Here is a 26,945-nt window from a genome sequence, read left to right on the forward strand (position 1 = left end):
CGCCCCCCGTCGCGCCCCCCGATTTACCCACCGTCCCGCCCCCCCCGGTTCGCCCGGCCCCCCCCCACGTCGGTGGATCAGGCCAGGTCGAAGCGGTCGAGGTTCATGACCTTGACCCAGGCGGCGACGAAGTCGTGCACGAACTTCTCCTTCGCGTCGTCGCTCGCGTAGACCTCGGCGAGCGCCCGCAGCTCGGAGTTCGAGCCGAAGACCAGGTCGGCGCGGCTGCCCGCCCACTTGACCTCGCCCGTGTCGGCGTCGCGGCCCTCGAACGTGGTCTGGTCCTCGGACGTCGACTTCCACGTGGTGCCCAGGTCGAGCAGGTTGACGAAGAAGTCGTTGGTCAGCACGCCGGGCGTCCGGGTGAGGGCACCGAGCTGGGACTGCTGGTGGCCCGCGCCCAGCACCCGCAGGCCGCCGACCAGGACGGTCGTCTCGGGAGCGCTCAGGGTGAGCAGGTTCGCCCGGTCGAGCAGCAGGAACTCGGCCGGCAGGCGGTTGCCCTTGCCGTGGTAGTTGCGGAACCCGTCGGCGGTCGGCTCCAGCGCCTCGAACGACTCGGCGTCGGTGTGCTCCTCCGTCGCGTCCACGCGGCCCGTGGTGAACGGGACCTCCACCTGGAAGCCGGCTTCCTTGGCGGCCTTCTCGACGGCGGCGGAGCCGCCGAGGACGATCAGGTCGGCGATGGAGACCTTCTTGGCGCCGGAGTTGAACTCCTGCTGGACGCCCTCCAGGACCCGCAGCACCTGCGCCAGCTCGTCGGGCTCGTTGACCTCCCAGCCGCGCTGCGGCTGCAGGCGGATGCGGGCGCCGTTGGCACCGCCGCGCTTGTCGCTGCCGCGGAAGGTGGACGCCGAGGCCCACGCGGTGGACACCAGCTGCGCGACGGACAGACCGGACTCGAGGAGCTTGGTCTTGAGCGTCGCGACGTCCTCGGCGCCGATGGCCTCACCCTCGGGCTCCGGCAGCGGGTCCTGCCACAGCAGGGTCTCCTGCGGGACCTCCGGGCCGAGGTACAGGGACTTCGGGCCCATGTCGCGGTGGGTCAGCTTGTACCAGGCGCGGGCGAAGGCGTCCGCGAAGTCCTCCGGGTTCTCGTAGAACCGGCGGGAGATGGGCTCGTAGACCGGGTCGAGGCGCAGCGACAGGTCGGTGGTGAGCATCTTCGGGCGGTGCTTCTTCGACGAGTCGTGCGCGTCCGGAACGATCTCCGGGGCGTCCTTCGCCACCCACTGGTTGGCGCCGGCCGGGCTCTGCTCCAGCTCGTACTCGTACTCGAAGAGGTTCTTGAAGAACCCGTTGCTCCACTGGGTGGGGGTCGTGGTCCAGGTGACCTCCAGGCCGGAGGTGATGGCGTCCCCGCCCTTGCCCGTGCCGTGGGTGCTCCGCCAGCCCAGGCCCTGCTGCTCCATGGAGGCGGCCTCGGGGTCGTCGCCGACGGCGTCCGCCGGGCCGGCGCCGTGGGTCTTGCCGAAGGTGTGGCCGCCGGCGATCAGCGCGACGGTCTCCTCGTCGTTCATCGCCATGCGGCGGAACGTCTCGCGGATGTCGCGGGCGGCGGCGATCGGGTCCGGGTTGCCGTTGGGGCCCTCCGGGTTGACGTAGATCAGGCCCATCTGGACGGCGCCGAGCGGGTTCTCCAGCTCGCGGTCGCCGGTGTAGCGGCGGTCGTCGAGCCAGGTGGTCTCGGGGCCCCAGTAGACGTCCTCCTCGGCCTCCCATACGTCGGCGCGGCCGCCGGCGAAGCCGAAGGTCTCGAAGCCCATCTGCTCCAGGGCGACGTTGCCGGTGAGGACCAGCAGGTCGGCCCAGGAGATGCTCTGGCCGTACTTCTTCTTGACCGGCCACAGCAGGCGGCGGGCCTTGTCGAGGTTGCCGTTGTCCGGCCAGCTGTTGAGCGGCGCGAAGCGCTGCTGGCCGGCGCCGGCGCCGCCGCGGCCGTCGCTGATGCGGTAGGTGCCCGCGCTGTGCCAGGCCATCCGGATCATCAGGGGGCCGTAGTGGCCGAAGTCGGCGGGCCACCAGTCCTGCGAGGTGGTCAGCACCTCGGCGATGTCCCGTTTCACGGCCGGCAGGTCGAGGTTGCCGAACGCCTCGGCGTAGTCGAACTCCTCACCGAGCGGGTTGGCCACGGCGGGGTTCTTGGCGAGGATCTTCAGGTTGAGCCGCTCCGGCCACCACTGTCGGTTGCCGCCTCCCTGCGTGGGGTGCGGGGCGCGTCCGTGGGCGACCGGGCAGCCACCCGTCTCCTCGGTTTTCGCGTCGGTCACGATGGCGTCGTGGTTCTCGGACATGGGAGGGAAATCCTTCCGAACGGGGCGGATCAAGGTGCTGGGGAACTGCCGGGGGTGGAGCAGTCGGGGCACAGGCCCCGGTAGATGACCTCGGCCTCGTCTATCGCGAAGCCGTGGTCGTCGGAGGCGGTCAGGCAGGGCGCGTCGCCGACGGCGCAGTCGACGTCGGCGAGGGCTCCGCAGGACCGGCACAGGACGTGGTGGTGGTTGTCGCCGACCCGTCCCTCGAACCGTGCCGGGCTGCCGGGCGGCTCGATACGTCGCACGAGCCGGGCCGCGGTGAGCGCGTGCAGGGCCTCGTACACGGCCTGGAGGGATACCTGCCCTACGCGTCGGCGCACCCCGGACGCGACCGCCTCGGCGTCGAGGTGGTCGCCCTCCCGGACCGTCTCCAGCAGCGCGACGCGGGCGGCCGTCACCCGCAGGCCCACCGCGCGCAGCTCGGCGGCGGTGGTCTGGTTCCGGGGGTGCCGGGATGCCGTCATGGCCGCGAACCTACTCCCTGGAACACGAATGACTCAAGGAAACGAACGATTCCATTCTTGGTGGTCGTCCAGGACAGCCTGTCCGGGTGGGGCCGGATGATCGTGGTAGACAACCTGCGTGGCGGGCACTGGCATGGGATGCCGCACCCGCACGTGACGACAGGAATGAGTGGCCGGTGCTTCTGAAGACGTTCCGCTGGGCTTTCGCCGTCACCGCCCTCGGCCTGGCCGTGGGCGTGCTCTACGACGGCTGGACCGCTCTCGGCATCGTGGCGATCCTCTCCGTCCTTGAGGTCTCGCTGTCCTTCGACAACGCGGTGATCAACGCCGGGATCCTGAAGAAGATGAACGCCTTCTGGCAGAAGATCTTCCTCACCGTGGGCATCGTGATCGCCGTGTTCGGGATGCGGCTGGTCTTCCCGGTGGTGATCGTGGCGATCAGCGCGCGGCTGAGTCCCTGGAGCGCGGTCCATCTCGCGCTCACCGACAAGGAGCGCTATCAGGAACTGGTGACGGACGCGCATCCGTCGATCGCCGCCTTCGGTGGCATGTTCCTCCTGATGATCTTCCTCGACTTCATTTTCGAGGACCGGGACATCAAGTGGCTCGGCCTGCTGGAGCGCCCGCTGGCCAAGCTCGGCAAGGTCGACATGCTGTCGGTCTGCATCGCCCTGATCGTGCTGCTCCTCTCCGCGATCACCTTCGGCGCCCACGCCCACCAGCACGGCGGCATCCACGCCGACAAGGCGGAGACCGTCCTGCTGGCCGGTGTCGGCGGTCTGATCACCTACATGGTCGTCGGCGGTCTCTCCGGCTTCTTCGAGGAGAAACTGGAGGCCGAGGAGGAGCGTGAGCACGAGGCGGAGCGGCAGGCGGAACGTGGGGGAGGCTCCGGTTCGCCGGTCAAGCTGGCCGGCAAGGCCGCGTTCTTCATGTTCCTCTACCTGGAGGTCCTGGACGCGTCGTTCTCGTTCGACGGTGTCATCGGCGCCTTCGCCATCACCAACGACATCGTGCTGATGGCCCTCGGCCTCGGCATCGGCGCCATGTACGTCCGATCGCTGACCGTCTACCTGGTCCGCCAGGGCACCCTCGACGACTACGTCTACCTGGAGCACGGCGCGCACTACGCCATCGGCGCCCTGTCGGTCATCCTGCTGGTGACCATCCAGTACGAGATCAACGAGATCATCACGGGCCTGGTCGGCGTGGTCCTGATCGGCGCCTCCTTCTGGTCCTCGGTGCGCCGCAACCGCGCGCTGCGGACCGCCTCCTGACGCTCCGAACGGGTGCGCTACATTTTGCATCGCCTTGACCACGATCATTCGCGATCCCTCACCCAACGGAGCCGGCTACCCCATGAGCGACATCGTCAACGGACTCGGCCGGGCCGCCGCCTACGGCGGCCTGGGTCTGATCCTTCTGGTTCTCGGGATCGTCCTCGTCGACCTGCTGACCCCCGGCAAGCTCGGCCGGCAGATCTGGGAGCAGCGCAACCGCAACGCCGCCCTGGTGCTCAGCTCCGCGCTGCTCGGCATCGGCGGCATCGTCTTCACCTCCATCTGGACGACGTACGAGGACTTCGGCAAGGGCCTGGTGTCGACGGCGGTCTTCGGGCTGCTGGGGCTCGTCATGATGGCCGTGGCCTTCCTGGTGGTCGACCTGATCACCCCGGGGCGGCTGGGCGCGACGCTGGTCGAGCAGGAGCCGCACCCGGCGGTGTGGGTGACGGCGTCCTGCAACGTCGCGGTCTCCGCCGTCATAGCGGCGTCCATAGCCTGACGCCGCCGCCCGGTCACTGCAGGCGCCTGATGTCCCCGCGCACCCGGTAGAAACCGCCCGACGCGGCGTGCAGCGCGTCGACCACGTACCGCGCGCCGGGCTCCCGTATCGCCCTCGGGAACTGGACGTTCCAGGACCGGTCGTACCCCTCCGACACCACGTGGATGCGGGTCCGGCCGCTCTCCTGGACGCACTCCACGACGACGGAGCCGGCGGGCGCCACGGCGACGGTCGTCACGGCGCCGGCCGCGGTGGCGGGCGCGTACGTCGGCAGGGTGGCGGCGAGCTTGACGTCGCGGGCCACGGGCACCGAGCCCTGCTGCGCCGCCCCGACCGCGGCCTCGCTCGCGTCCACGCACACCAGGGAGCCGTCCGTGGTGACCAGGAACAGCCGCTCGTCGCGGTACTGCATGGACAGCGCGGAGCCGCCGCCCGTGCCCAGCTTCCACAGCCGCGTGCCGTCCCGGTCGAAGCAGTAGACCGAGGAGGCGGAGTCGCCCGCGAACACGTACCGGCCGCCGGGCGAGGTGGCGCAGGAGTACACCGGGCTGTCGCAGCGGTAGGTCGCCTCGATGGTGCCGGTCGCCTTCGACAGCCGCTGGACCGTGTGGCGCGCCGTTCCCGCGTACACCGCGTCGTCCTCCTGCCAGCCGAACAGCACGGCTCCCTGGGTGGGCGTGTGCCACAACTCGGTGCCGCCGTCCGGGGCGTGGGCGGTCACACCGCGGTTGTGCCCGTGGTAGACGGCCCGGTCGTCGGCGCGCACCATCCAGGCGTGCTCACCGCGTCCGCCGCGCGCCCACTGGTGTTCGTCCTCGTGGTCGATGACGGTGAGACGGCCGGCGCGGTCCGCGACGTTCAGCACGCCCTCGTGGATGTCGAGCCAGAAGATGTCGACGTCGGCGGCGATGTCGTAGGCGGCGAAGGGGAGTTTGGACGACAGGTCGTACACCCGGCCGTCGTCGCAGCCGGCGTAGATCCAGAAGTCGTCGGCGACCAGGCACTTGACGCCGTCCGGCAGTTGGTAGTGGGCGAGGACCTCGCCGCCGTGCGCGAGCGTGTAGACGTCACCCGACTGGTTGCCCACCCAGCAGCGCTCCTCGTCGATGTGGATGCCGAACGCCGCGGAGCCGGTGCGGAAGCGCCACAGGACCGGCGCGACCGCGCGGGCCGTGGAGGGCGCGGAGGCCACCTGCCGGCGGGTGACGGCGCGTGGTGCGCGCTGCCCCTGGACGGCCGGGGCGTATCCCTTGCGGACCTTCTCGCCTATCTTCTTGGCGGCGGCGGCCGCGGCCTTCTGGGTGGTGGGGAAGGTCGACGTCTGGGTCTGTCCGGCGGCGCCGATCCTGCCGTAGCGCACCGACACGACCTGTCCCTGGACGGTGACTTCGTAGAACTTGTGCGCGCTCCCGTCGTCCTGTGACAGCTCCAGGTACGTCTTCGACATGGCAGACCTCTCCCCGGCCGGTCCCGCGGCCCGTTCCGCGGGTCCCACTGCCTGAACAGTAGGGGCGGCCACTGACAACGGCCCGCGGACCGGCATCCGCCCCCGGGTGAACGGCGCACTCACGGGCGAGGTGACCGGGCCGGTCAGCCGGCCCGCTCGACGCTCCACGACGGCAGCCCCGCGAAGAAGTCGACCGCCTCGGCCCGCCACCGTGACCGCCAGCCCTCCGCGACTATCCGGGCCTCCTCCGCGTACCGCCGCATGTCCGCCCGCATCAGGGCGTCCACGCCGTGCCGTTCGCCGATTCCACGGATCTCGGCGATGGTGCCGGGGCCGCAGGAGGGGTCGCCGAGGGCCGCCTCCACCGTCGCGCGCTCGGCGCCGGTCACGGCGGACAGGAGCCGGACGACGGCGTAACTGCGCCTTCCCTCGCGGATGTCCGTCCCCGTCGGCTTGCCCATCGTGGCCGCGTCGCCGAACAGGTCCAGGTAGTCGTCACGCATCTGCCCGCAGATGCCGACCAGCCGCGCGTACCGCCGCAACTCGTCGTCGTGGGCGCCCGGTTGTGTGCCTGCCGAGAGGAGCCCGAGACGCATCGGTGCGAGCACCGAGTAGCGGGCCGACTTGTGGTCGGCGACCTCGTGCAGCACCTCGTCGTCCGGGACGGTGGCGGTGAAGTCGCGTTCCAGGTCGACGATCTGGCCCACGAAGGTGTCGGCCGCGGCCCGCGTCTGCACCTCGACCATCGCCTGACGCGTCTCGACCGGCAGCCTGGCGTCCAGGAGCGCGCGCAGCGAGAGGGCGAGCGCGAGGTCACCGGCGAGCACCGTCAGGCCGAGCGCCGCCCGCGGGTGTCCCGGAAACCTCTCGCGGTAGGCGTAGTAGGTGGTGGGGCCGCCCCGGCGGGTGGCGCTGTCGTCGATGAGGTCGTCGTGCACCAGGCCGTGGGTCTGGAGCAGTTCGACACTCAGCGCGGCGGCATCCAGCCCTGCGACGGGCTCGTCGGTCACCAGCCGGGCGGCCTCGTGCAGCAGCACCACCCGCATCCGCTTGCCACCGCGCAGGGACAGGTCGCGCAACAGCTCCAGACACTCCGGGGTGAAACGGCTGAACGACGGGGCGTCCAGCACCTCGCCCAGCTTGTCGAAGTACTCCGCGAAGAGCTTGTCGAACCGCTGCTGGTGGCGGGCGAACCGGGCCGGCGGCCGTTCGGTCTGCACGGGGTCCTCCTGGGGGTGGGCTGATGACACGCCCAGAAGTGTGTCAGCACTCCTGCCACAACCGTGTCATCACCCGCACGCCGAACCGCAGCCCCTCCAGCGGTACCCGCTCGTCCACGCCGTGGAACAGGCGGCCGTAGTCGAGGCCGTGGGGCAGCTTGAGGCCCTTGAAGCCGAAGCAGCCGATGTCCAGCTTGGTGAACGCCTTCGCGTCGGTTCCGCCCGGGTTGCAGTACGGCACCGGGTGGCCCTCGGGGTCCTCGGCGCGCACGGCGGCGCACATGGCATCGACCAGGGGGCCGTCGAAGGAGGTCTCCATCGCGATGTCGTGGTTGACCCACTGACGGGACACCGAGGGCAGGAGCAGCGCGTCGATCGCGTCGACCAGTTCCTGTTCGTGGCCCGGCAGGAAGCGGCCGTCGACGCGGGCCGTGGCCCGGCCCGGGATGACGTTGGTCTGGTACCCGGCCGTGAACATGGTGGGGTTGGCCGAGTTGCGGAGCACGACCTGCATGAAGTCGGCCACGTGACCCAGCTTGGCCAGCTCGGCGTCCAGGTCCTCGGCGTCGAGGTCGAGGTCGATGCCCTGGAGGCGTGCGGCCTCGGCGAGCAGGGCGCGCACCGGCTCGATCAGCCGGACGGGGAACGTGTGCCGGCCGATGCGGGTCAGGGACTCCGCGAGGTCGGTGACGGCGTTCTCGTCGTTCGGGGAGGAGCCGTGACCGGCGCGGCCGTTGGCCGTCAGCTCCATCCAGGCCATGCCGCGCTGGGCGTTCTCGATCGGGTAGAGGCGCCGGGTGTCGTCCAGGGCGTAGCTGAATCCGCCGCCCTCGCCGATCGCCTCGGTCACTCCGGCGAACAGGTCGGGGCGGTGCTCGACCAGCCAGTGGGCGCCGAACCTGCCGCCCGCCTCCTCGTCGGCGAGGAAGGCGAGAACGATCTCGCGGGCGGGCCGGGTGCCGGTGCGGGCGAAGTGGCGGGCGGTGGCCAGCATCACGGCCACCGTGTCCTTCATGTCGATGGCGCCGCGGCCCCACAGGTAGCCGTCGCGGATCTCCCCGGAGAACGGCGGCACCTGCCATTCGGCCGGGTCGGCGGGTACGACGTCCAGGTGGCCGTGGACCAGCAGGGCGCCGCGCGCCGGGTCGGCGCCCGGGATGCGGGCGACGACGTTGGCGCGGCCGGGGGCACTCTCCACCAGCTCGGAGGCGATGCCGGCCTCGGCGAGCAGTTCGACGACCCGGTCGGCGCAGGCGCGCTCGTCGCTGGTGGGATTGGAGGTGTCGAAGCGGATCAGCTCCGCGCACAGTTCGACGACTTCCCGCTGTGCCTCCTCGGAGGCCGGGACGAGGGCGGGGGCGGTGGTGCTCACGGTGCTCCTACGGGGGCCGTGCCGGAGGCGGCCGGGGTGGGTTCGGTGGTGTCGTCGAGGGCGGTGGTGCCGTATGTCCTGATCCAGCCGGCCAGACCGAGGACGCAGTAGAGGACGAACGCCGTCAGCAGCGAGTTCAGCGCGGGGATGCCGCCGTCGTAGAACTTGCCGACGCAGAAGGCGACCGCCCAGATGACCAGGGACATCGGCACCCAGGTCGGCGAGGTGGCGGGCAGGGTCCCGGCCTCGCGGGTGGCGTCCAGGGGTGCCCGCATGCGGCGCACCACCCAGTACTCGGCGACGATGATGCCGCCCACCGGCGGGATGGCGACGCCCAGTACGGACAGGAAGTCGGTGAAGTGGGTCATGATGCCGACGGCGGAGAGCAGGGTGCCGGCGATGCCGAGGGCGATGGTGACCGCGCCCCGGTGCAGGCGCCTGCCGAAGACGACCTGGAAGAAGTTGACGACGCCGAGCGAGGAGCCGTACAGGTTCCAGTCGTTGATCTTCGCGGTGGACATCAGGACGACGAGCACGCCGAAGACGCCGGAGGTGGAGAGCACGATCTGGGAGACCTGGCCGCTGCCGACCATGTGGCCGAGCAGTACGCCGGTCAGGCCGACGATGTACTCGGAGAGGATCATCGACGAGGCGCTCTGCAGGAAGACGTGGCTGCCCTTGCGGTTGTAGCGGGTCATCTCCGGGGAGACGATCGCGCCGGTCATGAAGCCGCCCGCGATGGCGGTGGCCGCGACGGCGAGCGGGATGGTCTCGCCGGGCGCCGGGGAGTTGATCAGCTCGGAGAGCGAGTGGTCGCTCAGCGCGTCGGTCACCGACCAGGCGACCATCGCGAAGAACAGCGGGGTGACGATCTTCGCGAAGACGGCCATGTACTTGAAGCCGAAGATCACCAGGACGGTGATGCCGACCCCGGCGGCCACGCACCACAGCCAGGAGGGACCGCCGACCAGCGCGGAGACGCTGTCGCCGAAGATCGTGTTCTGTACGCCGAACCAGCCCACGAGGCTGACCGAGATGACCAGGCTGACCAGGGCCGAGCCGTTGCGGCCGAAGCCGGCCCAGCGGGTGAGCAGCGGGGTGGCCAGGCCCTCGCGCATGCCTGCCAGGCCGATCGCGAAGATGACGACTTCGAGGATCACCGCGCCGAGGGTGAACGCGAGGAAGGCGTCGCCGAAGGTCATGCCGACGCCGATGGTGGCGCCGAGGGTGAACTGCGAGATGGAGCCCGACTGCGCGAGCCACTGGAGCAGCATCGTCCAGAAGCCGAGCCGCTTGTCGCGCGGGACGCGGGACAGGGCGTAGTCGTCGCTGCCGACGGCGCGGGTGGCGCCCGCCTCGGGCGCGGTGCCGGTGTTCTTGTGCGCGGCCATGATCACGACCCCCCGGGTTCGCGGCCGAGGGTCTGCAGCCGGGTCAGCGAGCCGTAACGGGACACGAGCGCGTCGAACTCCTGGTCGTCGTGGAAGTCGATCCGTCCGCCGCCGTAGGACTTCGCGGTCTCGACGGCGAACCGGGCCGCCGCCGCGATGTCCGTCTCGTGGCTGGCGCCCGTCTGGCAGCCGGGCACGGCCGCCGCGGAGGTGATCGCGAGGCCGACGACCGGAGCGGCCGTCGCCGTGGCCGGCTGAAGAATCGAATTGATGTGGTGTACACCGTTACCGTACGGGGTGATGTCCTGGGTGGTCACCGGGTACGTGACCAACGGCTCACCGGTCACCACGGCCAGCAGCTCCCCGAGCTGTTCGCTGACCTTGAGCACCCAGCCCTCCTTGACGGTGGGCGACAGGGCGAGGCCCTTGTGGTTGATGATCCGGTTGCCCTTGGTGGTGTCGACGGAGAGCACGGCCTCCATCTCGCCGGTGACCTCGTGCCGGTTCATGGTCGCGATGTCGACGGGCGAGTCCATGAAGGGCACCGGGTCGTGCGGTGCCGTCGGGGCGTTCGGGCAGATGTGCGTGGCGATGATCACGTCACCGTCGAGCACGTCGCCGCGGCGGCGCATGTCGAGGAGCTTGGCGGCGGTGGCGAGCGCGGCGACCGCGCCGTCGGCGTCGGAGACCAGGCCGGTCATCTCCGGGCGGGCCCCGATGCCGCCGAGCCGCCCCACCACGCCCAGGGTGCGCGCCCGGCCGCCGCGGGTGCGGCCGTCCCGGCCGGGGATCCGCACGAGCACGAAGTCCGTCGAGCCGCGCTCGCCGGTGACGGTGGTGACCTCGGCGCCGGAGCCCTCGGGCCCCGCCACGGAGTCGAGGTGGGCGGCGACGCGCTTGCCGTCGACGTCGGGATCGTCCAGCAGATCCACGAGGTCCAGGACGTACTTCAACATGGGCAGTTCTCCTGATCCGCACCGGGAGCGGTGCTGACAGAAGGTTCGGGATCGATTAACGTTCTCCGCAACTGTTTCCCGTTATCTGCAATACGAGTCTGAATGGCGAGATGGAGAGGAGTCACCGTGGCCGACCCGCCGGTACAGCCCGCGGACCGGAAGACCCCGGCCGGGGCTCTTCAGACCGTCGACCGTGCCCTGCTGGTGCTGCTGGCCTTCGAGCGCACCCGGCCGGACTGGGGTGTCACCGAGATCGCCGCCGAGTTCGGCTGGGACACCTCGGTCGCCCAGCGCCTGCTGTCCACCCTCGCGGGCCGTGGCTTCCTGGTCTCCGACCCGGCGACCCGCCGCTACCGCATCGGTCCGGCCGCCCTGCGCCTGGGCCGTCTCTGGGAGCGCTCGGGCTCCCTGGAGCTGCTCGCGGAGCCCGTCCTCCAGGAACTGCGGGCGGCGACCGGCGACACGGTGCTCTTCTGCCTGCCCGACAACTTCCACATGCGCTGCGTCGCGGCCGTCGAGGGCGAGGAGGGGCCGCTGCGCTACTACCCGCTGGTCGGTGAGCTGTACCCGGCGCACGCCGGCGCCACCAGCAAGTCTTTCTACGCCTTCCTGCCCGACGACCAGCGCCACCGGCTCTTCCGAGGGCGCCCCATGGCCCGCTTCACCGAGCGCACCGTCACCGACGCCGACCAGCTGGAACGCGAGTTCCGCCGGGTCCGCGCGCAGGGCTACGCCTGGACGACCGGCGAGTACGACGCCGGCATCGGCACCGTCGCCATGCCCGTGTTCCTCGGCTCGGAGCCCTACGGCAGCCTCAGTCTCGGCGCCGCCAAGGAGCGCTTCCCCGAAGGGCCCGAGGACCGCCTGGAGGTGCTGCGCCGGGCCGCCCGGCTGCTGGAGCAGCGCCTGACGCATCCGCCCCAGCACCACCGGCGCCCGCGCTCACCCCGCACCACCTGACCCACACCACGGATCCACCCCCGTCGACGAGGACCACCCCGTGAATCTCCTGCTCCTGTCCAACTCCACCCAGCACGGCCGCGGTTACCTGGAACACGCCATGGACACCGTGACCGGCTTCCTGCCCGCGGGCGCGCGGCTGGTCTTCGTGCCGTACGCCCTCGCCGACCACGACGGCTACACCGCGCAGGTGCGCGGCGCGCTCGCCGGGGCGGGGATCGACGTGCGGGGCGTGCACGAGGGCGGCGACCCGCTCGCTCGGCTCGGTGAGGCCGACGCCGTGTTCATCGGCGGCGGCAACTCCTTCCGGCTGCTCGCCGCGCTGTACCGCACGGGACTGCGGGAGGCGCTGATCAAGGCCGTGGGCGCGGGACTGCCGTACATGGGGGCCAGCGCCGGCACCAACATGGCGGCGCCGTCCCTGCGCACCTCCAACGACATGCCGATCGTCGAGCCGCCCTCCTTCGAGGCGCTCGGCCTGGTCCCGTTCCAGATCAACCCGCACTATCTCGACCCGGACCCGGCGTCCACGCACAAGGGCGAGACCCGCGAGGAACGGCTGACGGAGTTCCTGGAGGAGAACGACGTGCCCGTGCTCGGCCTGCGGGAGGGCTCCTGGCTGCGCGTCGACGGCGGGCGCGCGACCCTCGGCGGCGCGCGCGACGCCCGTCTCTTCCGCCGCGGCGCCGCTCCCCGCGAGATCGCGGTGGGCGCCGACCTGTCCGAACTGCTCGACGTCACACCGGCGTTCGACTCGCGGGCGTAGACAGGCGGGCCCGCGCACGTCCCGGCGGACGTCCTAGCGGCGGATCTCCTTGATCTTCAGCATGCGGGTGATGACCTTGTCCAGCTCCTCGTCGTCGAAGACCTTCTTCCAGTCCTCGCGGACGATGGACTCACGGCCGTAGTCCATGGCGATCAGGCAGGCGTCCGAGAAGGGGTTGGAGCCCTTCAGGGTGTTCGCCAGCGCGACCTGGGTGTGGCCGAGCAGCATGGCGCGGGCGGCCTTCTCCGGGACCCCGACCGTGTGGACGGTCTCGTGCAGCGCCTCGGTCAGCAGGGCGCCGACCATGCAGGCGATGGTCTCCACGAGGGTCGGCTCCAGTACGGCGAGCTGCTTGACGGTGACCCAGTGGACGTCGACGACCGGGGCGTACATGACCCGGACGACGGCGTCGGCGAGCTGCCGCTTGGCCTCGTCCCCGCCCTCGTAGGCGGCGACGACCTCCTGGGGCGCGGCGATGCCGCCGAAGGTGTCCTGCCACTCCTCCTTGGTGGTCCGCTCCAGGAACACCGAGGGGTGGCAGGGGTGGGCGCAGGCGTAGTGGACGTCCTCGCGGGCGTGCAGCAGGCCGGCGTAGGCGGCGGCCGGGTCGAGGGTGAGGACGACGGTGCCGGGCTTCATCAACGGCACGAGTTCCCCGGAGACCGTGCCGAGGACCACGTCGGGCACGGCGAGGATGACGACGTCGGCCTCGGCGACGGCGTCGGCCGACTCGGTCAGTTCGCGGCCGAGGTCGCGGATCAGCTCCTGGCCCTGGGGCGACGCCTCGCTGAAGAGCACCCGGAAGTCGCTCTCGACCAGGTTGTCGGAGACGCGCCGGCCCATCTTGCCGGCGGCCCCGATGACGGCGACGGTCGGGACGTCGGCCCGGGTGTGGTTCTCGGTGGCCATTACTCGCTCCTCAGGAGGGTGTTGATGCTGTGCTGCGTCCACTGGTGTTCGAGCCGGGCGGTGGCGTCGTAGCCCCCGTCCTGCCACGGGAGCCAGTGCTCCACGATCTGGTTGATGCCGCGCTCCCCGGGGCGTACGGCGGCGACCATGCCGGCGTGGTCCAGGAGGCCCTCGCCGAGCGGGCAGCCGGCGTAGGTGAAGCCGACCCAGCCGTCGCGGCGGGTGAAGGCGAAGTCCTTGACGTGGATGTTGACCACGTACGGCGCGGTGGCGGCCACGACGTCGGCGGGGCGTTCCAGCCGGGCGACGCTGTTGCCCGGGTCCAGGACGATGCCGAGATTCGGGCTGTCGACGGCGCGTACGACGCTCACCAGGTCGTCGGTGGCGACCTGCTCGTAGGTCTCCAGACCGAGGGTCACGCCCGCGTCGGCGTAGCGGGGCACCGCTTCCTTCAGCAGGGCGACCGCCTCGGCGGTGTCCGGCCGGTGGTCGGCGGTGTTCAGCATGGAGCGGACCAGGGTGACCCCCAGTTCGCCCGCCATGTCGAGGTACTTGAGCAGGTGGCCGGGGCGGATGCCTCGGGTGCCGAGTTCCAGGGTCAGGCCGAGGTCGTCGGCGGTGGCGCGGAGGTCGGCGAGCCGTGCGCGGTCGTAGGTCTCGACGGGCGCGTAGTCGCAGATCTGGAAGACCCGGCCGCCGAGTTCCGCCGTGTCGCGGAGCATCGCGGGCAGCGTCATCGGTTCGGGTGCGAGGGTGGAGTGGCGCCAGAAGTAGGCGTAGGTGCTGATGCCGTACGCCATCACGCCACCGCCGCCGGGGCCGGTGAGCGGATCTCGTCGAGGACGGCCTCGACGTTCGCCGGGTCGTGGGCGAAGCGGCCGAGGAACAGACCCTCGGCGGTGCCGGACAGGCGGGTCAGCAGTCCGGGGCCCGCGCTGCCGCCGTAGATGACGGTGGAACCGGCGTGCCGCGGGCGGGTGTCGAGCCAGTCGCGCAGGGCGGTGCAGACGGTCGCGATGTGCTCGGCGGAGGCGGGCTCGGGGGCGCCGATGGCCCACTGGGGTTCGTAGGCGAGGACGACCGCGCCGTCCAGGCCGTGCAGCAGGCGTTCCGTCTCGGCGACCGTGCGGGCCGCCGCGTCGGCCGGGTCGGCCGCGTCGCGTTCGCCGACGCACAGGACGGGGGTGAGGCCGTTGCGCAGGGCGGCGGCGGTCTTGGCGGCGACGACCGTGTCGCCCTCGCCGTAGAGGCGGCGGCGTTCGGCGTGGCCGACCTCGGCGTAGCGGCAGCCGATCTCCTTGAGCACGGGGCCGCCGACCTCGCCGGTGTAGGGGCCGCTGTCCTCGGTCGCGATGTCCTGGGCGCCGAGGGCGACGCCGTAGGAGGCGAGGATGCCGGTGGCGGGGACGAGGGCGGGGAAGGCGGGGAGCACGAAGAGGCGGGCGGCGCCGGAGGTGACGGCGGGGTGCCGCTCGGCGAGGTCGGCGATCCTACGGGCCCAGTTCAGCGTCTGGTGATGGCCGAAGTACATCTTCAGGCTCACCCCCAGCAGTACGGGGGACGGCGCGGGGGCGGGCATCAGGCGGCCGCCCCGTCGCCCGAGGCGGTCTCGTAGTCGCACATCAGCTGGACCTTGGCGGCCGACGCCGAGGTTTCGTCGAAGCGGTAGGTGAGCCATTCGGCAGCCAGGCGGCGGGCGAGTTCGAGGCCGACGACGCGCTGCCCGAAGGTCAGGATCTGCGCGTTGTTGGAGAGGACCGCCCGCTCGACGGAGAAGGAGTCGTGCGCGGTGACGGCGCGGATGCCCTTGACCTTGTTGGCGGCGATGGCGACGCCGAGGCCGGTGCCGCACACCAGCAGGGCGCGGTCGGCGTCGCCGCGGGCGACCAGCTCGGCGGCGGCGATGGCGACCTTGGGGTAGGCGGTGTGGCCGTCGGCGTCGACGCCCACGTCGGTGACCTCGGCGACCAGGCCGCTGCTCTGCAGGTCCTGCTTGAGGGCTTCCTTGTACTGGTAACCGGCGTCGTCGGACCCGACGACGATGCGGAGCTTGTCGGTCATCTCGGCTTTCCTCAGTGGTGGTCGTGGGGGTGGTCGAGCAGGGCGCCGTGGACGGCGCGGGTGATCAGGGCGAGGGAGTGGGCGCCCGCGTCGGGGGTGCCGAGGGACTTCTCGGCGTGCGGGCGGGCCCGGCCCAGACGGGGCAGCAGGCGGGCGGTGGCGGCGGCCGCGTCGGTGGCCGCGGTGGCGGCGCGGTCCCATGCCTCGGCGAGGGGCAGGCCCTCGGCCGTGGCGGCGGCCAGCGCGTCGGCGAAGGGCACGAGGACGTCGACCATGGTCTTGTCGCCGACTTCCGCGCCGCCGAGCCTGCGTACGGCGGCGGAGGCGTCCGTGACCCCGGCGGTGACGCGGGCGGCGTCCGGGGTGTCCTGGTCGCCGAGGGCGGTGCCGAGGGAGCGCAGGACGGTGCCCCACAGGGCGCCGGAGGTGCCGCCCGCCCTGTCGGCCCAGGCGTCGGCGGCCCGGGTCAGGACGGTGCCGGCGCCCGCGCCCCGCTCGTGGGCGTCGGCGGCGGCCTCGCGGGCGGCGGTGGAGCCGCGCAGCATGCCGATGCCGTGGTCGCCGTCGCCGGCGACGGCGTCGATGCGGCCGAGTTCGTCGGCGTGCGCCTCCACCACGCCGGCCACCGCGTCCAGCGCGGCCAGGACGGCGCGGGCGGCGTGCCGGGAGGCATCGGAGGCCGGGGGGACGGCGGTGTCCGGGGGTACGGCGGTGTCCTGAAGCAGGGCGTTCTCCGGGGCTACGGCGGTCTCCGGCAGTACGGCGCTGTCCGGCTCGACGGCGTCGAGGGCGCCCTTGCGGTAGGCGGGCGTGTCGGCGGGGGCCCGCCACAGCTCCTCCAGGCCCTCGTCCAGCCAGGTCAGGGTGAGGGAGACACCGGCCATGTCGAAGCTGGTGACGAGTTCGCCGACCTCGGGGTCGACGATCTCGACGCCCGCCTCGTCGAGGAGGGCCGCGACCTTGCGGTAGACGACGAACAGTTCCTCGTACTTGACCGAGCCGAGCCCGTTGAGGACGACGGCGGCGCGCTGTCCCGCCGGGCCGGGGACGTCCTCGGGGAGTTCCTTCAGCAGTGTCCCGACCAGGAGCCGGGCCGCCTCGTCGGCGGTGGGCAGGTCCTCCTCGCCGATGCCGGGCTCCCCGTGGATGCCGAGGCCGACGGCCATGCGGGCCTCGGGGACGGTGAACAGGGGGTGGTCGGCGCCGGGCAGGGTGCAGCCGGAGAAGGCGATGCCGAAGGACCGGGTGCGGGCGCCCGCCCGGCCGGCGGCGCGCAGCACCTCGTCCAGGGGACGGCCCTGCTCGGCCGCCGCGGCGGCGGCCTTGAAGACGGGAAGGTCACCGGCGATGCCGCGCCGTTTGGCGGACTCGCCCGGACCCGCGCTGGAGATGTCGTCGGCGACGGCGAAGGTACGGGCGTCGATGCCGTCGGCGGCCAGCCGCTCGGCGGCCTGTCCGAAGTGCAGGACGTCACCGGCGTAGTTGCCGTACATCAGCAGGACTCCGGCGCCGCCGTGCGCCGCCCGCGCCACGGAGCGGATCTGCTGGGCGGAGGGCGAGGCGAAGACGTTGCCGACGGCCGCGCCGTGCGCCAGGCCGCGGCCGACGAGGCCGGAGAAGGCCGGGTAGTGGCCCGATCCGCCGCCGATCACCACGGCCACCTGGCCGGCCGGGGTGGCGGTGGCCCGGACGACTCCGCCGGTGACCGGCCGGACCCAGCGCCGGTGCGCGGCGGCGAAGCCCTCCAGCGCCTCGTCGGCGAAGGCGGCGGGGTCGTTGAACAGGCGGGTCATCGCAGAGCCTCCTTGGACTGGTGGTCGGGGGCGGGGACCGGTTCGTCGGTGCGGTGGCGGGCGGCGAGCCGGACCATCAGCACGGCGGACAGCAGCATGAAGAAGCCGACGAGGTAGAGCGGTACGTAGTACGCGCCCGTCAGGTCCTTGAGCCAGCCGGTGATGTAGCTGGAGGCGAAGCCCGCGACGTTGCCCGCCGTGTTGATCAGGGCGATGCCCGCCGCGGCGGCGGCCCCGGTCAGGAAGCGGGAGGGCACCGACCAGAAGACCGGCAGGGCGGCGAAGACGGCGCAGGCGGTCACGGTGATCACGGCGATCGTGGCGGCCGGGGAGCCCATGTAGAGGGCGAGCGGGATGGACACACCGCCGACGACGGCCGGTCCCGCCACGTGCCAGGTGCGGGTGCCGTGGCGGGTGGCGTGCCGGGTCCAGAAGAAGAGGACGACGGCGGCGGGCAGGTACGGGACGGCGGTGATCCAGGCCTTGTCCATCACGCTGAACGTGGTGTCGTACTGGTCCTGGAAGCCGTTGATGATCGTCGGCAGGAAGAAGGCGAGGGCGTACAGGCCGTACACGAAGCCGAAGTAGACGACCGCGAGGGTCCAGACCCGGCCGCTGGTGAAGGCGGTCTTCAGGTCGCCCTTGGCGTGCTTGCTCTCGTGCCCGGTCTTCTGGGCGTTCTCGGCGGCGAGTTCGGCGGTCAGCCAGTCGCGTTCGGCCGGCGTGAGCCACTTGGCGTCGGCGGGCTTGTCGATCAGGTAGAACCAGGCGACGACGCCCAGGATGATCGCGGGCAGCGACACGAACAGGAACATCACGCGCCAGCCCTCAAGGCCGAACAGGCCGTGGCGGCCGATCAGCCAGCCCGCCAGCGGGGCGCCGAACACGGTGGTCAGCGGCTGGGCGAGGTAGAACAGGCCGAGGATCTTGGTGCGGTGGCGGGACGGCACCCACTGACTGAGGAAGAGGATCGCGCCGGGGAAGAAGCCCGCTTCGGCGACACCGAGCAGGAAGCGCAGCGTGTAGAGCTGGCCGCTGCTGCTGACCCAGGTGAACAGCAGCGAGACGACACCCCAGGTCACCATGATCCTGGCCAGCCACCGGCGGGCCCCGAAGCGGTGCAGGGCCATGTTGCTGGGGACCTCGAGCACGATGTAGCCGAGGAAGAAGATCCCGGACGCGAAACCGAACTGGGCGGCGGTCAGGGCGAGGTCCTGTCCCATGCCGTTGGGTTCGGCGAACGAGACGGCCGTGCGGTCCAGGTAGTTCACGAAGAACATCAGCGCCACGAACGGGACGAGGCGGACTGAGACCTTCTTGATGGCAGTTCTCTCGACTGCCTCGGATGGCGCTTGGGCACCCATGGGCGACTCCTCGGCTCGCCCGGACAGCTCCGTCCGGGGTCGGTCACACCGCATGTCCGCCGCGGAAGGCGGCCGACCGGTTCGCCCTCACGCTATGCCTCGGAACAAAATTGGTCACCAATTTACCAGTGTGGCGACTGTCATAGATCTTCCGCTGACCCAACTCTTGACAAACCGCACCCAAGGTCAGGGTGAACTGCCTGGTCAGTCGGGTCGTTGCGGCATCTGGTTGACTGGTGACCGTGACCAGTCAGCCTGATCAGCACAACTCCGCGGCCGCTCCGGACCTCGCGCGGCTGCTGCGGCCCGTCGTGCGCGAGTCGTCCGTCAGCGAGGTCGCCAAACGGCTCCTCGACCACCTCTCGGCCGGTGACATCCGGCCCGGCACGCGGCTGCCCGCCGAGCGGCAGCTGGCCGAGGCGCTCGGCGTCGCACGGTCCAGCGTGCGCGGCGCGCTGTCCGCCCTGGACGTCCTCGGGATCATCGAGATCCGGCCGGGTTCCGGCTCCTACGTGCGCGAGGGCACCTCGGAGTTCCTGCCCCGCGCGATCAACTGGGGCCTGATGCTGGGCCAGCGCCGCACCCAGGACCTGGTCGAGGTGCGCACGTACATGGAGGGGGTCTCGGCCCGGCTCGCGGCGGAGCGCGCGAGCGACGAGGACGTGGCGCGGCTGGAGGAGCACCTCCAGCACATGCGCGACGCGGGCGGCGACGTCACGGCGTTCATCGACGCCGACATCGCCTTCCATCTGGAGACGGCCCGCATCGCGCGCAACACCGTCCTCAGCGACATCCTGCACAGCATCCGGGCGCTGCTCCAGGTCTGGATGGAGCGCGTCAGCGACATCGAGGGCACCGTCAGCGGCACGCTGTGCGAGCACGACGCGGTGCTCCAGGCGATCCGCGCGCGTGATCCGGAGGCCGCGGACCGGGCGATGGCCGAACACATGCGGATGGCCAGCGCCCGGCTGCGCGCCTCCGTGGACGGCGGCGCCTGAGCGGCACACCTCGTCCGAGAGATCCGGGAGATCCGGGAGATCCGGGAGATCCGGGAGATCCGGGAGATCCGGGAGACGGGTCCGTCCGCGGTCTGTCGGCGTCATCGCGTCGTCAATAGCCTGGTGCCGTAAGCGCCGTTGTCGACCGAGGAGTCCCATGTCCACCGCGCAGCAGGTCCCCGACATCCTCTCCCCCGAGTTCGCGGCGAACCCCTATCCGGCCTACCGGGCGATGCGGGAGAGCGCGCCCCTCATCTGGCACGAGGCGACGCGGAGCTGGATCGTCTCGCGCTACGCCGACGTGGAACGCGTCTTCAAGGACCGGAACGGGCAGTTCACGACCGAGAACTACGACTGGCAGATCGAGCCCGTGCACGGGAGGACGATCCTCCAGCTGAGCGGCCGGGAGCACGCGGTGCGGCGCGCGCTGGTCGCGCCGGCCTTCCGCGGGGCCGATCTCCAGGACCGGTTCCTGCCGGTGATCGAGCGCAACTCCCGTGAGCTGATCGACGCGTTCCGGCACACCGGACGCGCCGATCTGGTCGCCGACTACGCGACCCGCTTCCCGGTCAACGTCATCGCGGACATGCTGGGTCTGGACAAGGCGGACCACGACCGGTTCCACGGCTGGTACACGTCGGTCATCGCCTTCCTGGGCAACCTCTCGGGGGACCAGGAGGTGGCGGCCGCCGGTGCGCGCACCCGCGTGGAGTTCGCCGCGTACATGTTCCCGATCATCCAGGAGCGCCGCGAGAATCCGGGCGACGACCTGCTGTCCACCCGGTGCGCGGCGGAGGTCGACGGGGTCCGGATGAGCGACGAGGACATCAAGGCGTTCTGCAGTCTGCTGCTCGCGGCGGGCGGTGAGACCACGGACAAGGCGATCGCCGGCATCTTCGCCAACCTGCTCGCCCACCCCGAGCAGTTGACGGCCGTGCGCGAGGACCGGACCCTGATCCCGCGCGCCTTCGCCGAGACGCTGCGCTACACCCCGCCGGTGCACATGATCATGCGTCAGTCGGCGTCCGAGGTGGAGCTGAGCGGCGGCACCGTACCGGCGGGCGACACCGTCACCTGTCTCATAGGCGCGGCCAACCGGGACGGGAGCCGCTACCGCGACCCGGACCGCTTCGACATCCACCGCGAGGACCTGACGACGACGACCGCCTTCTCGGCCGCCGCCGACCATCTCGCCTTCGCGCTGGGCCGGCACTTCTGCGTCGGGGCGCTGCTGGCGAAGGCGGAGGTCGAGACCGGTGTGGGGCACCTGCTGGACGCCATGCCGGATCTGCGGCCGGACGAGGGCTTCGACGCGGTGGAGCGCGGCGTGTTCACCCGCGGCCCGCAGTCCCTGCCGGTGCGCTTCACACCGCGCGCCGGCTGACCCGGGCGCGCCCCGTCAGGCCACGACGGGGGTGAACACGGCGGGCAAGGAGGTCAGTCCGCGCATCAAAGCTGGACCCGGCGTCGCGGGACGCCGTCGCCGGCCGGTCGGTGGGCCGCAGAGGCGGGTCGCGCCGTTCGCGCTCGGCGTCCGCCATGGTGCGGCCCGGGGAGCGTACGGGCAGTCCACCCGGCGTCGCGGACGGTGGACGGGTTCGCGGCGCATGCTCGGGAGGTTCGGTCCGCTCGTCGGGCCGGACGTCCGGGACGCGCGGCACGGTCACGGACGCCTCCGCGGCGGGCGCGGGCCGGGGACGGGGACGGGGGCGGGGGCCGCGCCGCCGAAGGTGCGGCCGGTCAGGGCGGGCCCCGGGTCCCGCTGTTGGGCAAGCAGTTGCGGCGGCACCAGGACGACGACGCCCGTGCCGCCGCGCGACGACGGCCAGGGCGGCGGTGCTGCGGCAGTTCGACGGCTGGAGCGACAGCATCGCCGCCCTCGTCGCGGACGCGGACGGCCCGATGGGTCCCCCGCAGGCTGCACGCGCTGGCGGCGGACCACCGCTGGGGGCGCGTCCCGGGCTTGACGCAGCTCTGCGACGGCGCCGAACTCGCCCGCGCGGTGGTCGAGCACGGTGACGACGAGTCTGGAGCTGTGCTTCGGCGCGGCGGACCCGGTCGGCGGCCTGCTCGCGCTGTGGTCGGACGGGCGGGCCCCGGACGCGGCGACACCATCTGGGTGACTGTGGGATGCGGTGGGGCGCGACAGCGGATCGTATGGGTGCCATGCGCAGACCCATAGCCGTGGCTTCAAGCCACTCACGCCTGCTCACGACAGGCGTGCTCCTCGCCTCCCAGTCACTCCTGCTCACCCTGTCGGCGGTCCCCGCGACCGCCGGCGACGCCGGGTCGCCCGTTCGCGGTTCCGCCTACATGGGCTGGGGTGTCCTCGCCCACGAGGGTGTCCAGGGACGGCCCGTCGAAAGCCGCGCCAGCCAGACCGAGGGCGTGGACGTCTCCAGCCACCAGGGCAACGTCGCCTGGTCGACCCTGTGGAAGAGCGGGGTCAAGTGGGCCTATGTGAAGGCCACCGAGGGTACCTCCTACCGCAACCCGTACTTCGACCAGCAGTACGGCGGCTCGTACGACACCGGCATGCTCCGCGGCGCGTACCACTTCGCGACCCCGGACACCTCCGGCGGCAAGGCCCAGGCCGACTACTTCGTCGACCACGGCGGCGCCTGGTCGAAGGACGGCAAGACGCTGCCGGGCGTCCTCGACATCGAGTACAACCCGTACGGGGCCACCTGCTACGGAAAGACCAAGACCCAGATGGTGAGCTGGATCAAGAACTTCGTGGACCGGTACAAGGCACGCACCGGCCGCGAGGCCGCCATCTACACCTCCACCAACTGGTGGACGCAGTGCACCGGCAACTACAGCGGTTTCGGCGCCAGCAACCCGCTGTGGGTCGCCCGGTACGCCTCGTCCGTGGGCACCCTGCCGGCCGGCTGGGGCTTCCACACGATGTGGCAGTACACCTCGACCGGACCGACCGTCGGGGACCACGACAAGTTCAACGGATCGCTGGACCGCGTCAAGGCCCTGGCCAAGGACTGACGCGGACCGTCGGGGCGCCGGCCGCCGAGTCAGCCCCGGCCGGCGAGGGGGCCCAGGATGTCGGTGACCTGTTCGCGCACCACGTCCCGGGCCCCGGGCGGCAGTCCGCCGAGATCCGTACCGTCCAGGGCGCCGACGGCCTCGTCGGCGCCCCCGTCGCACACGGTGCTGCCGCTGACCACCTCGTAGCCGTCCCGGACGGCGACCCGCAGCCGCGGCCGGCCCTCGTCGTCGGTGTGCACGGCCGTGGCGACGACCAGGGGCGGCGGTCCGCCCGCCGCGGCGGGCTCCTTGCGGTAGCCGCTGGCCATCGGGGTGCGCCAGCGCAGACCGAGCAGCAGGTGACGCTTGGCGATCACCTCGGCCAGGTCGGTCTCGTAGGACCGGTCCGGGCCCAGTACCGTGGCGCGGGCGTCCAGCACGAGGGCCGCGGGCAGCAGGCAACGCAGGGTGCTGCCCACGAGGTTGCCGCCGACCGTCGCCGTCCGGCGCACGGCTCCGGTGCCCACCGAGCCCGCCGCGCGGCGCAGCACGTCCGGTACCCGCTCGTCGATGTGGTGCAGCAGTACGGCCGCGCCCAGCGCCTCGGGTTCGAGGACGGTCGCCTCCGGCAGCTCGCGCAGGGACATGGCCAGGTCGGGGAAGCCGTCGCGTTGCCAGGCGGCCCACACGAGAGTGGCCCCGCCGACGGGCACCGCTCCCTCCGCCATGCACTCCTGTGCCTCGGACACGGACGTGGGCAGACGCAAGAGCATGCTGATCGACCTGCTTTCCCGGCAGTCGGCGGTCGGACGACGAGGCGTCCCCCGCCGCGTGATCACGGCCACTGTGATTGTCCGTACCGTCGAGGGGGCGCGTACAGGGCTCACGGGATTTCGCCGTGCGCTCTCCGCGCGCCGGTGCACCACCTACGGCCGGCTACGGACGTCGTGCCACGAACACGAGTTCGCGGCCCTCGCGGTCGGGGGCGTCGCGCACCTCGCGGACCTCGAAGCCCCGGCCGGTCAGGTCGGCCTCCACCTCCGCCCGGTCGCGGAAGCGCAACGTCGAGTCGGAGGTCAGCACTTCGCCGTCCGCGGCGAAGACGTAGGTCCAGCGGAAGGTGACCAGCGGGCCGCTCACGTCCAGCAACCGGCACCAGCTCTCCACCGCACCCGTGCCGGGTATCTCCACGACCCGGTGGGTGTGCTCGCGGTCCCACTCCTCCCAGGCGCGCCTGGCCGGGTCCCGTGTCTCGAACACCAGGTGCCCGCCGGGCCGCAGGGCCTCGTACGCCCCGTGGAGTGTCCCCTGCCACGCCCGTGGACCGGCGATCGCCTGGGCGACGTTCGCCGTCATGGTCGCCAGGTCCGTCCGCAGCGGGGGCAGCGACATCGCGTCCCCCTCGATCCAGCGCACCCGCCCGGCGCCCGGCTTGGCCCGGGCCACGCCGAGCGAGGCCGCGGCGGGGTCCACGCCGACGACCTCGGTGCCCCGTTCTGCCAGCAACAGGGCGAACACCCCCGTGCCGCAGCCGATGTCCAGCACGCGCCGGGCGCCGAACTCGTCGGCCATGCGCACGTACGCGTCCAGGTCACCGCGATCGGTGTCCAGCGCGTCGTAGACGGCGGCGAGCCGCGGATGCCGGAAGCACTCGTCAGCCATACGGCCGACGATAACTCCCACCCGCGCGCGTGCGGTCGGACGCAATCCCCGCCGGGTTCCCGGCCGGCCGCGCCGGGCCGGTGCGGCGGGAGCGGACGCGGGGAGCACCGGCGCACCGGCAGCCGTCCGGCGTGCCTCGGTTCGGGGCGCGGGTGCGCGTCCGCGGGGGTCGCACGGGGTATCTCCCAGGCGGGCCCCCGAGACCGCCGCCCCGGACACCCGCGCGGTCACCCGTCTCCCACGGAAGGCGCACCGACATGACCGAGCCTCACGGCCTGGAGCCCGTCGCGACGTTCTGCGGCAACTGCGACTGCGGCTGTCCCCAGTTGTTCGTCGACCCCCAGGCACCGGCGGAGCGGCGGATCGTCCTGACCGACGACTTCGGTCAGCGCGTGCAGATGAGCGCCGACCAGTTCTCGTCGCTGGTCGACGACGCCAAGCAGGGCAAGCTGGACGGCGTCGCCCTGCCCTGACCGGTCCGCCGGACCGCCGCGGGGCCGTCCGGGTGAACGGCCCCCCGCCTCCCCGGTCGGCCTCCGTCGATCGGGGAACAAGGACGGGCATGCGCGCACTCGTCATCAACTGCACCCTGAAGCCCTCCCCCGAGCCGTCCAACACCGAGGCCCTCGCCTCCACGGTCATCGCGGCCCTGAAGGGCCACGGAGCCGAGGTGGACGTCGTCCGGGCCGTCGACCTGAACCTGAAACCGGGCGTCGAGACCGACATGGGCGACGGCGACGACTGGCCCCAGGTGCACGAGAAGCTCCTGGCCTCCCAGATCCTGATCATCGCGTCGCCCACCTGGCTCGGCCGTCCGTCCTCCGTGGCCCAGCGGGTCCTCGAACGGATGGACGCCATGCTGAGCGAGACCGACGACGAGGACCGCCCCGTCGCCTACAACCGCGTCGCCGGCGTCCTGGTCACCGGCAACGAGGACGGCGCCCACCACGTCATCAGCGAGATCAGCGGCGGACTCGCGGACATCGGCTACACCATCCCGGGGCAGGCCTGGACCTACTGGCACCTCGGCCCCGGGCCCGGCCCCGACTTCCTCGACGACGAGCGCGGCCACGACTGGGCGCTCTCCACCGGCCGGGCGATGGCGTCCAACCTCGTGCACGCGGCGCGCGCGCTCGCCGCGCTGCCCCTGCCCGCCCCGCCGTCCTGACCTTGTCGGCACACATACGGAGCCCAAGGTCACCGACCTGGCCCGCGGATGTCTGAGGGTCCCGATACGGGGCATTCGTGCACGAGCAACGACGTACGACACACATGAGGAGCTGAGGTCCGCCATGACGCACGACCTGACCCCGAAGTACACGGTCCCCGGCATCGAGCGCGAGGCCGCCGGACGGCTGATCGGTGTGCTGCGACTGCGCCTGCACGCCCTCAACGATCTGCACCTGACCCTCAAGCACGTGCACTGGAACGTCGTCGGGCCGCACTTCATCGCCGTGCACGAGATGATCGACCCGCAGGTCGACCAGGTACGCGAGATGGCCGACGACGTCGCGGAGCGCATCGCCGCGCTCGGCGGTGTGGCACAGGGCACGCCCGGGGCCCTGGTGTCGGAGCGGAAGTGGGACGACTACTCCATCGGCCGGGCCGACGCCATCGCCCACCTCGGCGCGCTCGACGTCGTCTACACCGGAGTGGTGGAGGGCATGCGCGCGGCCGTCGAGGAGGCCGGCAAGATCGACGCCGCCACGGAGGACCTCCTGATCGGCCGGCTCAGGGACCTGGAGCAGTTCCAGTGGTTCGTGCGGGCCCACCTGGAGAGCGCCGGAGGCACCCTGGCGACGGGCAGCGCGACGTCCGAGACGGAGGCGGCGGCCCGCGGCGCCGAGATCGGCTGACGGCGGACCCCGTCCACGCGGGGCGCGCCGGGCCCGCCGTCACCGGCGCCCGGCCGCCCCCTCGGACGGTTCAGCGCCGGCCGAGCCGCCGTTCGCCGCGGCTGCCCTGCTCGTACGGCAGCTTGTAGTGCTCGAAGACCGCGCCCTCCTCCTCGGCCGCGAGCTCACCGTCCGGATCGATTCCCGGCGCGTCCTTGACCAGCGACTTGTCGTAGGTCACTTTCACATAGCCCGGCCCGACGGTGGCCTTCTCCACCGGCACGAAGACGAGACGACGCCGCGTCGGCAGACCGACCGTGACCGCCGCGAAAGCGGGTCGGTCGGTCAGCGTGTCGAAGTAGATGGACTCCAGGGTCCCGATCTTGCGGCCGTCGTGGTCGACGACGTCCTGGCCGCGCCAGTCACGAATGTTTTCGGCTTCAAACATGCCCACTCTCCCCTTCCGAGAACCCGCTCACTCTCTAGTTCCCCACTTCACGCGACTGTCGCGCCTCAGTCCCCTCACCGGCCTAGGGCCTGTCTGACAATTCCCGTCGTCGCCCGGAGGGCGGGCTCGCGGCGTCAGGTGCGTGCTCTCGCCGTGCCGGGCGTAGAGCCTCGTACTGGATGTACTTGGCTCTGCGCCCGGTGCGGCGAGAGTGCGTGCA

Annotated in this window: 26 protein-coding genes; 10 read left to right on the forward strand and 16 right to left on the reverse strand. The window is 71.8% G+C overall.

Translation table 11 applies throughout. The annotated features are described in order from the left end of the window. Positions 1–77: 77 nt before the first annotated feature. Together katG and ACFWR9_RS10120 are read right to left on the reverse strand one after the other, a co-directional pair. Positions 78–2,294: a catalase/peroxidase HPI gene (gene katG / locus ACFWR9_RS10115; RefSeq protein ID WP_383838387.1), complete on the reverse strand. Its 2,217-nt coding sequence runs from the start codon at positions 2,292–2,294 to the stop codon at positions 78–80. 29 nt (positions 2,295–2,323) lie between these two features. Next, a complete protein-coding gene (locus ACFWR9_RS10120) occupies positions 2,324–2,779 on the reverse strand; it encodes a Fur family transcriptional regulator (protein ID WP_383838390.1) in 456 nt (151 codons plus the stop codon). A gap of 176 nt (positions 2,780–2,955) precedes the next feature. On the opposite strand from ACFWR9_RS10120, the gene ACFWR9_RS10125 reads away from it, so the two are divergent. Together ACFWR9_RS10125 and ACFWR9_RS10130 are read left to right on the forward strand one after the other, a co-directional pair. Continuing rightward, positions 2,956–4,056 carry a DUF475 domain-containing protein gene (locus ACFWR9_RS10125; protein WP_383838393.1) on the forward strand — a complete coding sequence of 367 codons (1,101 nt, stop codon included), beginning with the start codon at positions 2,956–2,958 and terminating at the stop codon, positions 4,054–4,056. An 82-nt stretch (positions 4,057–4,138) separates the two neighbouring features. Next, the gene (locus tag ACFWR9_RS10130) at positions 4,139–4,561 is read left to right on the forward strand and encodes a DUF350 domain-containing protein (protein WP_383838396.1); all 423 of its coding nucleotides are present in this window, start codon (positions 4,139–4,141) and stop codon (positions 4,559–4,561) included. Positions 4,562–4,574: 13 nt separating this feature from the next. Here ACFWR9_RS10130 and ACFWR9_RS10135 read toward each other — a convergent pair whose 3' ends face one another. The 5 genes from ACFWR9_RS10135 to ACFWR9_RS10155 form a co-directional block, all read right to left on the reverse strand. Next, positions 4,575–6,008 carry a WGR domain-containing protein gene (locus tag ACFWR9_RS10135; RefSeq protein WP_383838399.1) on the reverse strand — a complete coding sequence of 478 codons (1,434 nt, stop codon included), beginning with the start codon at positions 6,006–6,008 and terminating at the stop codon, positions 4,575–4,577. Between the two features lie 143 nt (positions 6,009–6,151). After that, positions 6,152–7,258, reverse strand: a complete 1,107-nt coding sequence (locus ACFWR9_RS10140) for a polyprenyl synthetase family protein (protein WP_383838402.1) — start codon at positions 7,256–7,258, stop codon at positions 6,152–6,154. Between the two features lie 13 nt (positions 7,259–7,271). After that, positions 7,272–8,600, reverse strand: a complete 1,329-nt coding sequence (locus ACFWR9_RS10145; RefSeq protein ID WP_383838405.1) for a M20/M25/M40 family metallo-hydrolase — start codon at positions 8,598–8,600, stop codon at positions 7,272–7,274. Continuing rightward, positions 8,597–9,991: a cytosine permease gene (locus ACFWR9_RS10150; RefSeq protein WP_383838409.1), complete on the reverse strand. Its 1,395-nt coding sequence runs from the start codon at positions 9,989–9,991 to the stop codon at positions 8,597–8,599. The genes ACFWR9_RS10145 and ACFWR9_RS10150 overlap by 4 nt, the downstream gene beginning before the upstream one ends. Positions 9,992–9,993: 2 nt before the next feature. After that, the gene (locus ACFWR9_RS10155) at positions 9,994–10,947 is read right to left on the reverse strand and encodes a DUF1177 domain-containing protein (RefSeq protein WP_383838412.1); all 954 of its coding nucleotides are present in this window, start codon (positions 10,945–10,947) and stop codon (positions 9,994–9,996) included. Between the two features lie 126 nt (positions 10,948–11,073). On the opposite strand from ACFWR9_RS10155, the gene ACFWR9_RS10160 reads away from it, so the two are divergent. Beyond that, positions 11,074–11,907 (forward strand): IclR family transcriptional regulator, encoded by an 834-nt coding sequence (locus tag ACFWR9_RS10160; protein ID WP_383838415.1) that lies wholly within the window; start codon positions 11,074–11,076, stop codon positions 11,905–11,907. Between the two features lie 40 nt (positions 11,908–11,947). Further along, entirely contained in the window at positions 11,948–12,673 is a 726-nt protein-coding gene (gene pepE, locus ACFWR9_RS10165) for a dipeptidase PepE (protein ID WP_383838418.1), read from the forward strand. 33 nt (positions 12,674–12,706) lie between these two features. On the opposite strand, the gene ACFWR9_RS10170 is transcribed toward pepE, so the two are convergent. From ACFWR9_RS10170 to ACFWR9_RS10195, 6 genes are read right to left on the reverse strand one after another with little or no spacing between them, the layout of a single operon-like run. Then, on the reverse strand, positions 12,707–13,582 hold the full coding sequence (locus ACFWR9_RS10170; protein ID WP_383838421.1) for a phosphogluconate dehydrogenase C-terminal domain-containing protein: 876 nt from the start codon (positions 13,580–13,582) through the stop codon (positions 12,707–12,709). Next, on the reverse strand, positions 13,582–14,382 hold the full coding sequence (locus ACFWR9_RS10175) for a sugar phosphate isomerase/epimerase family protein (protein WP_383838425.1): 801 nt from the start codon (positions 14,380–14,382) through the stop codon (positions 13,582–13,584). The genes ACFWR9_RS10170 and ACFWR9_RS10175 overlap by 1 nt, the downstream gene beginning before the upstream one ends. Then, a complete protein-coding gene (locus ACFWR9_RS10180) occupies positions 14,382–15,161 on the reverse strand; it encodes a triose-phosphate isomerase (protein ID WP_383838428.1) in 780 nt (259 codons plus the stop codon). The genes ACFWR9_RS10175 and ACFWR9_RS10180 overlap by 1 nt, the downstream gene beginning before the upstream one ends. After that, positions 15,161–15,643: a ribose-5-phosphate isomerase gene (locus ACFWR9_RS10185; RefSeq protein WP_383838431.1), complete on the reverse strand. Its 483-nt coding sequence runs from the start codon at positions 15,641–15,643 to the stop codon at positions 15,161–15,163. Before ACFWR9_RS10185 ends, ACFWR9_RS10180 begins: the two co-directional genes overlap by 1 nt. A gap of 11 nt (positions 15,644–15,654) precedes the next feature. Next, positions 15,655–17,436 (reverse strand): dihydroxyacetone kinase family protein, encoded by a 1,782-nt coding sequence (locus ACFWR9_RS10190; RefSeq protein ID WP_383838434.1) that lies wholly within the window; start codon positions 17,434–17,436, stop codon positions 15,655–15,657. Then, on the reverse strand, positions 17,433–18,800 hold the full coding sequence (locus tag ACFWR9_RS10195) for an MFS transporter (protein WP_383838437.1): 1,368 nt from the start codon (positions 18,798–18,800) through the stop codon (positions 17,433–17,435). Before ACFWR9_RS10195 ends, ACFWR9_RS10190 begins: the two co-directional genes overlap by 4 nt. A 236-nt stretch (positions 18,801–19,036) precedes the next feature. On the opposite strand from ACFWR9_RS10195, the gene ACFWR9_RS10200 reads away from it, so the two are divergent. The 3 genes from ACFWR9_RS10200 (at position 19,037) to ACFWR9_RS10210 (ending at position 22,798) form a co-directional block, all read left to right on the forward strand. Continuing rightward, a complete protein-coding gene (locus ACFWR9_RS10200; protein ID WP_383838440.1) occupies positions 19,037–19,798 on the forward strand; it encodes a FadR/GntR family transcriptional regulator in 762 nt (253 codons plus the stop codon). A gap of 157 nt (positions 19,799–19,955) precedes the next feature. Then, complete coding sequence (locus ACFWR9_RS10205; protein WP_383838442.1) at positions 19,956–21,182, forward strand: cytochrome P450; 1,227 nt, start codon at positions 19,956–19,958, stop codon at positions 21,180–21,182. 782 nt (positions 21,183–21,964) lie between these two features. After that, positions 21,965–22,798: a lysozyme gene (locus ACFWR9_RS10210; RefSeq protein ID WP_383838445.1), complete on the forward strand. Its 834-nt coding sequence runs from the start codon at positions 21,965–21,967 to the stop codon at positions 22,796–22,798. A 29-nt stretch (positions 22,799–22,827) separates the two neighbouring features. Here ACFWR9_RS10210 and ACFWR9_RS10215 read toward each other — a convergent pair whose 3' ends face one another. Both ACFWR9_RS10215 and ACFWR9_RS10220 read right to left on the reverse strand, forming a co-directional pair. Beyond that, entirely contained in the window at positions 22,828–23,553 is a 726-nt protein-coding gene (locus ACFWR9_RS10215) for an FAD binding domain-containing protein (RefSeq protein ID WP_383838448.1), read from the reverse strand. 163 nt (positions 23,554–23,716) lie between these two features. Beyond that, the gene (locus ACFWR9_RS10220; RefSeq protein ID WP_383838451.1) at positions 23,717–24,442 is read right to left on the reverse strand and encodes a class I SAM-dependent methyltransferase; all 726 of its coding nucleotides are present in this window, start codon (positions 24,440–24,442) and stop codon (positions 23,717–23,719) included. A 257-nt stretch (positions 24,443–24,699) separates the two neighbouring features. Here ACFWR9_RS10220 and ACFWR9_RS10225 point away from each other — a divergent pair, with 257 nt between their 5' ends. The 3 genes from ACFWR9_RS10225 to ACFWR9_RS10235 all read left to right on the forward strand — a co-directional run bounded on the left by ACFWR9_RS10225 (position 24,700) and on the right by ACFWR9_RS10235 (position 26,298). Next, positions 24,700–24,915: a hypothetical protein gene (locus ACFWR9_RS10225; RefSeq protein WP_122619179.1), complete on the forward strand. Its 216-nt coding sequence runs from the start codon at positions 24,700–24,702 to the stop codon at positions 24,913–24,915. Between the two features lie 89 nt (positions 24,916–25,004). Further along, the gene (locus ACFWR9_RS10230; protein WP_383838454.1) at positions 25,005–25,610 is read left to right on the forward strand and encodes a flavodoxin family protein; all 606 of its coding nucleotides are present in this window, start codon (positions 25,005–25,007) and stop codon (positions 25,608–25,610) included. A 124-nt stretch (positions 25,611–25,734) separates the two neighbouring features. After that, complete coding sequence (locus tag ACFWR9_RS10235) at positions 25,735–26,298, forward strand: Dps family protein (protein ID WP_383838457.1); 564 nt, start codon at positions 25,735–25,737, stop codon at positions 26,296–26,298. A gap of 70 nt (positions 26,299–26,368) precedes the next feature. Here ACFWR9_RS10235 and ACFWR9_RS10240 read toward each other — a convergent pair whose 3' ends face one another. Beyond that, positions 26,369–26,725 (reverse strand): PRC-barrel domain-containing protein, encoded by a 357-nt coding sequence (locus tag ACFWR9_RS10240; protein ID WP_383838460.1) that lies wholly within the window; start codon positions 26,723–26,725, stop codon positions 26,369–26,371. Positions 26,726–26,945 lie beyond the last annotated feature (220 nt).

It is taken from the genome of Streptomyces sp. NPDC058534 (assembly GCF_042717365.1).
GTDB lineage: Bacteria > Actinomycetota > Actinomycetes > Streptomycetales > Streptomycetaceae > Streptomyces.

What these genes read in the sequence shown, in the direction of transcription:
- katG (WP_383838387.1), bottom strand. Translation starts at nt 2,294, where the DNA reads ATGTCCGAGAACCACGACGCCATCGTGACCGACGCGAAAACCGAGGAG.
- ACFWR9_RS10120 (WP_383838390.1), bottom strand. Translation starts at nt 2,779, where the DNA reads ATGACGGCATCCCGGCACCCCCGGAACCAGACCACCGCCGCCGAGCTG.
- ACFWR9_RS10130 (WP_383838396.1), top strand. Translation starts at nt 4,139, where the DNA reads ATGAGCGACATCGTCAACGGACTCGGCCGGGCCGCCGCCTACGGCGGC.
- ACFWR9_RS10135 (WP_383838399.1), bottom strand. Translation starts at nt 6,008, where the DNA reads ATGTCGAAGACGTACCTGGAGCTGTCACAGGACGACGGGAGCGCGCAC.
- ACFWR9_RS10150 (WP_383838409.1), bottom strand. Translation starts at nt 9,991, where the DNA reads ATGGCCGCGCACAAGAACACCGGCACCGCGCCCGAGGCGGGCGCCACC.
- ACFWR9_RS10155 (WP_383838412.1), bottom strand. Translation starts at nt 10,947, where the DNA reads ATGTTGAAGTACGTCCTGGACCTCGTGGATCTGCTGGACGATCCCGAC.
- ACFWR9_RS10170 (WP_383838421.1), bottom strand. Translation starts at nt 13,582, where the DNA reads ATGGCCACCGAGAACCACACCCGGGCCGACGTCCCGACCGTCGCCGTC.
- ACFWR9_RS10175 (WP_383838425.1), bottom strand. Translation starts at nt 14,382, where the DNA reads ATGGCGTACGGCATCAGCACCTACGCCTACTTCTGGCGCCACTCCACC.
- ACFWR9_RS10180 (WP_383838428.1), bottom strand. Translation starts at nt 15,161, where the DNA reads ATGCCCGCCCCCGCGCCGTCCCCCGTACTGCTGGGGGTGAGCCTGAAG.
- ACFWR9_RS10185 (WP_383838431.1), bottom strand. Translation starts at nt 15,643, where the DNA reads ATGACCGACAAGCTCCGCATCGTCGTCGGGTCCGACGACGCCGGTTAC.
- ACFWR9_RS10190 (WP_383838434.1), bottom strand. Translation starts at nt 17,436, where the DNA reads ATGACCCGCCTGTTCAACGACCCCGCCGCCTTCGCCGACGAGGCGCTG.
- ACFWR9_RS10195 (WP_383838437.1), bottom strand. Translation starts at nt 18,800, where the DNA reads ATGGGTGCCCAAGCGCCATCCGAGGCAGTCGAGAGAACTGCCATCAAG.
- ACFWR9_RS10205 (WP_383838442.1), top strand. Translation starts at nt 19,956, where the DNA reads ATGTCCACCGCGCAGCAGGTCCCCGACATCCTCTCCCCCGAGTTCGCG.
- ACFWR9_RS10210 (WP_383838445.1), top strand. Translation starts at nt 21,965, where the DNA reads ATGCGCAGACCCATAGCCGTGGCTTCAAGCCACTCACGCCTGCTCACG.
- ACFWR9_RS10215 (WP_383838448.1), bottom strand. Translation starts at nt 23,553, where the DNA reads ATGCTCTTGCGTCTGCCCACGTCCGTGTCCGAGGCACAGGAGTGCATG.
- ACFWR9_RS10220 (WP_383838451.1), bottom strand. Translation starts at nt 24,442, where the DNA reads ATGGCTGACGAGTGCTTCCGGCATCCGCGGCTCGCCGCCGTCTACGAC.
- ACFWR9_RS10225 (WP_122619179.1), top strand. Translation starts at nt 24,700, where the DNA reads ATGACCGAGCCTCACGGCCTGGAGCCCGTCGCGACGTTCTGCGGCAAC.
- ACFWR9_RS10230 (WP_383838454.1), top strand. Translation starts at nt 25,005, where the DNA reads ATGCGCGCACTCGTCATCAACTGCACCCTGAAGCCCTCCCCCGAGCCG.
- ACFWR9_RS10235 (WP_383838457.1), top strand. Translation starts at nt 25,735, where the DNA reads ATGACGCACGACCTGACCCCGAAGTACACGGTCCCCGGCATCGAGCGC.
- ACFWR9_RS10240 (WP_383838460.1), bottom strand. Translation starts at nt 26,725, where the DNA reads ATGTTTGAAGCCGAAAACATTCGTGACTGGCGCGGCCAGGACGTCGTC.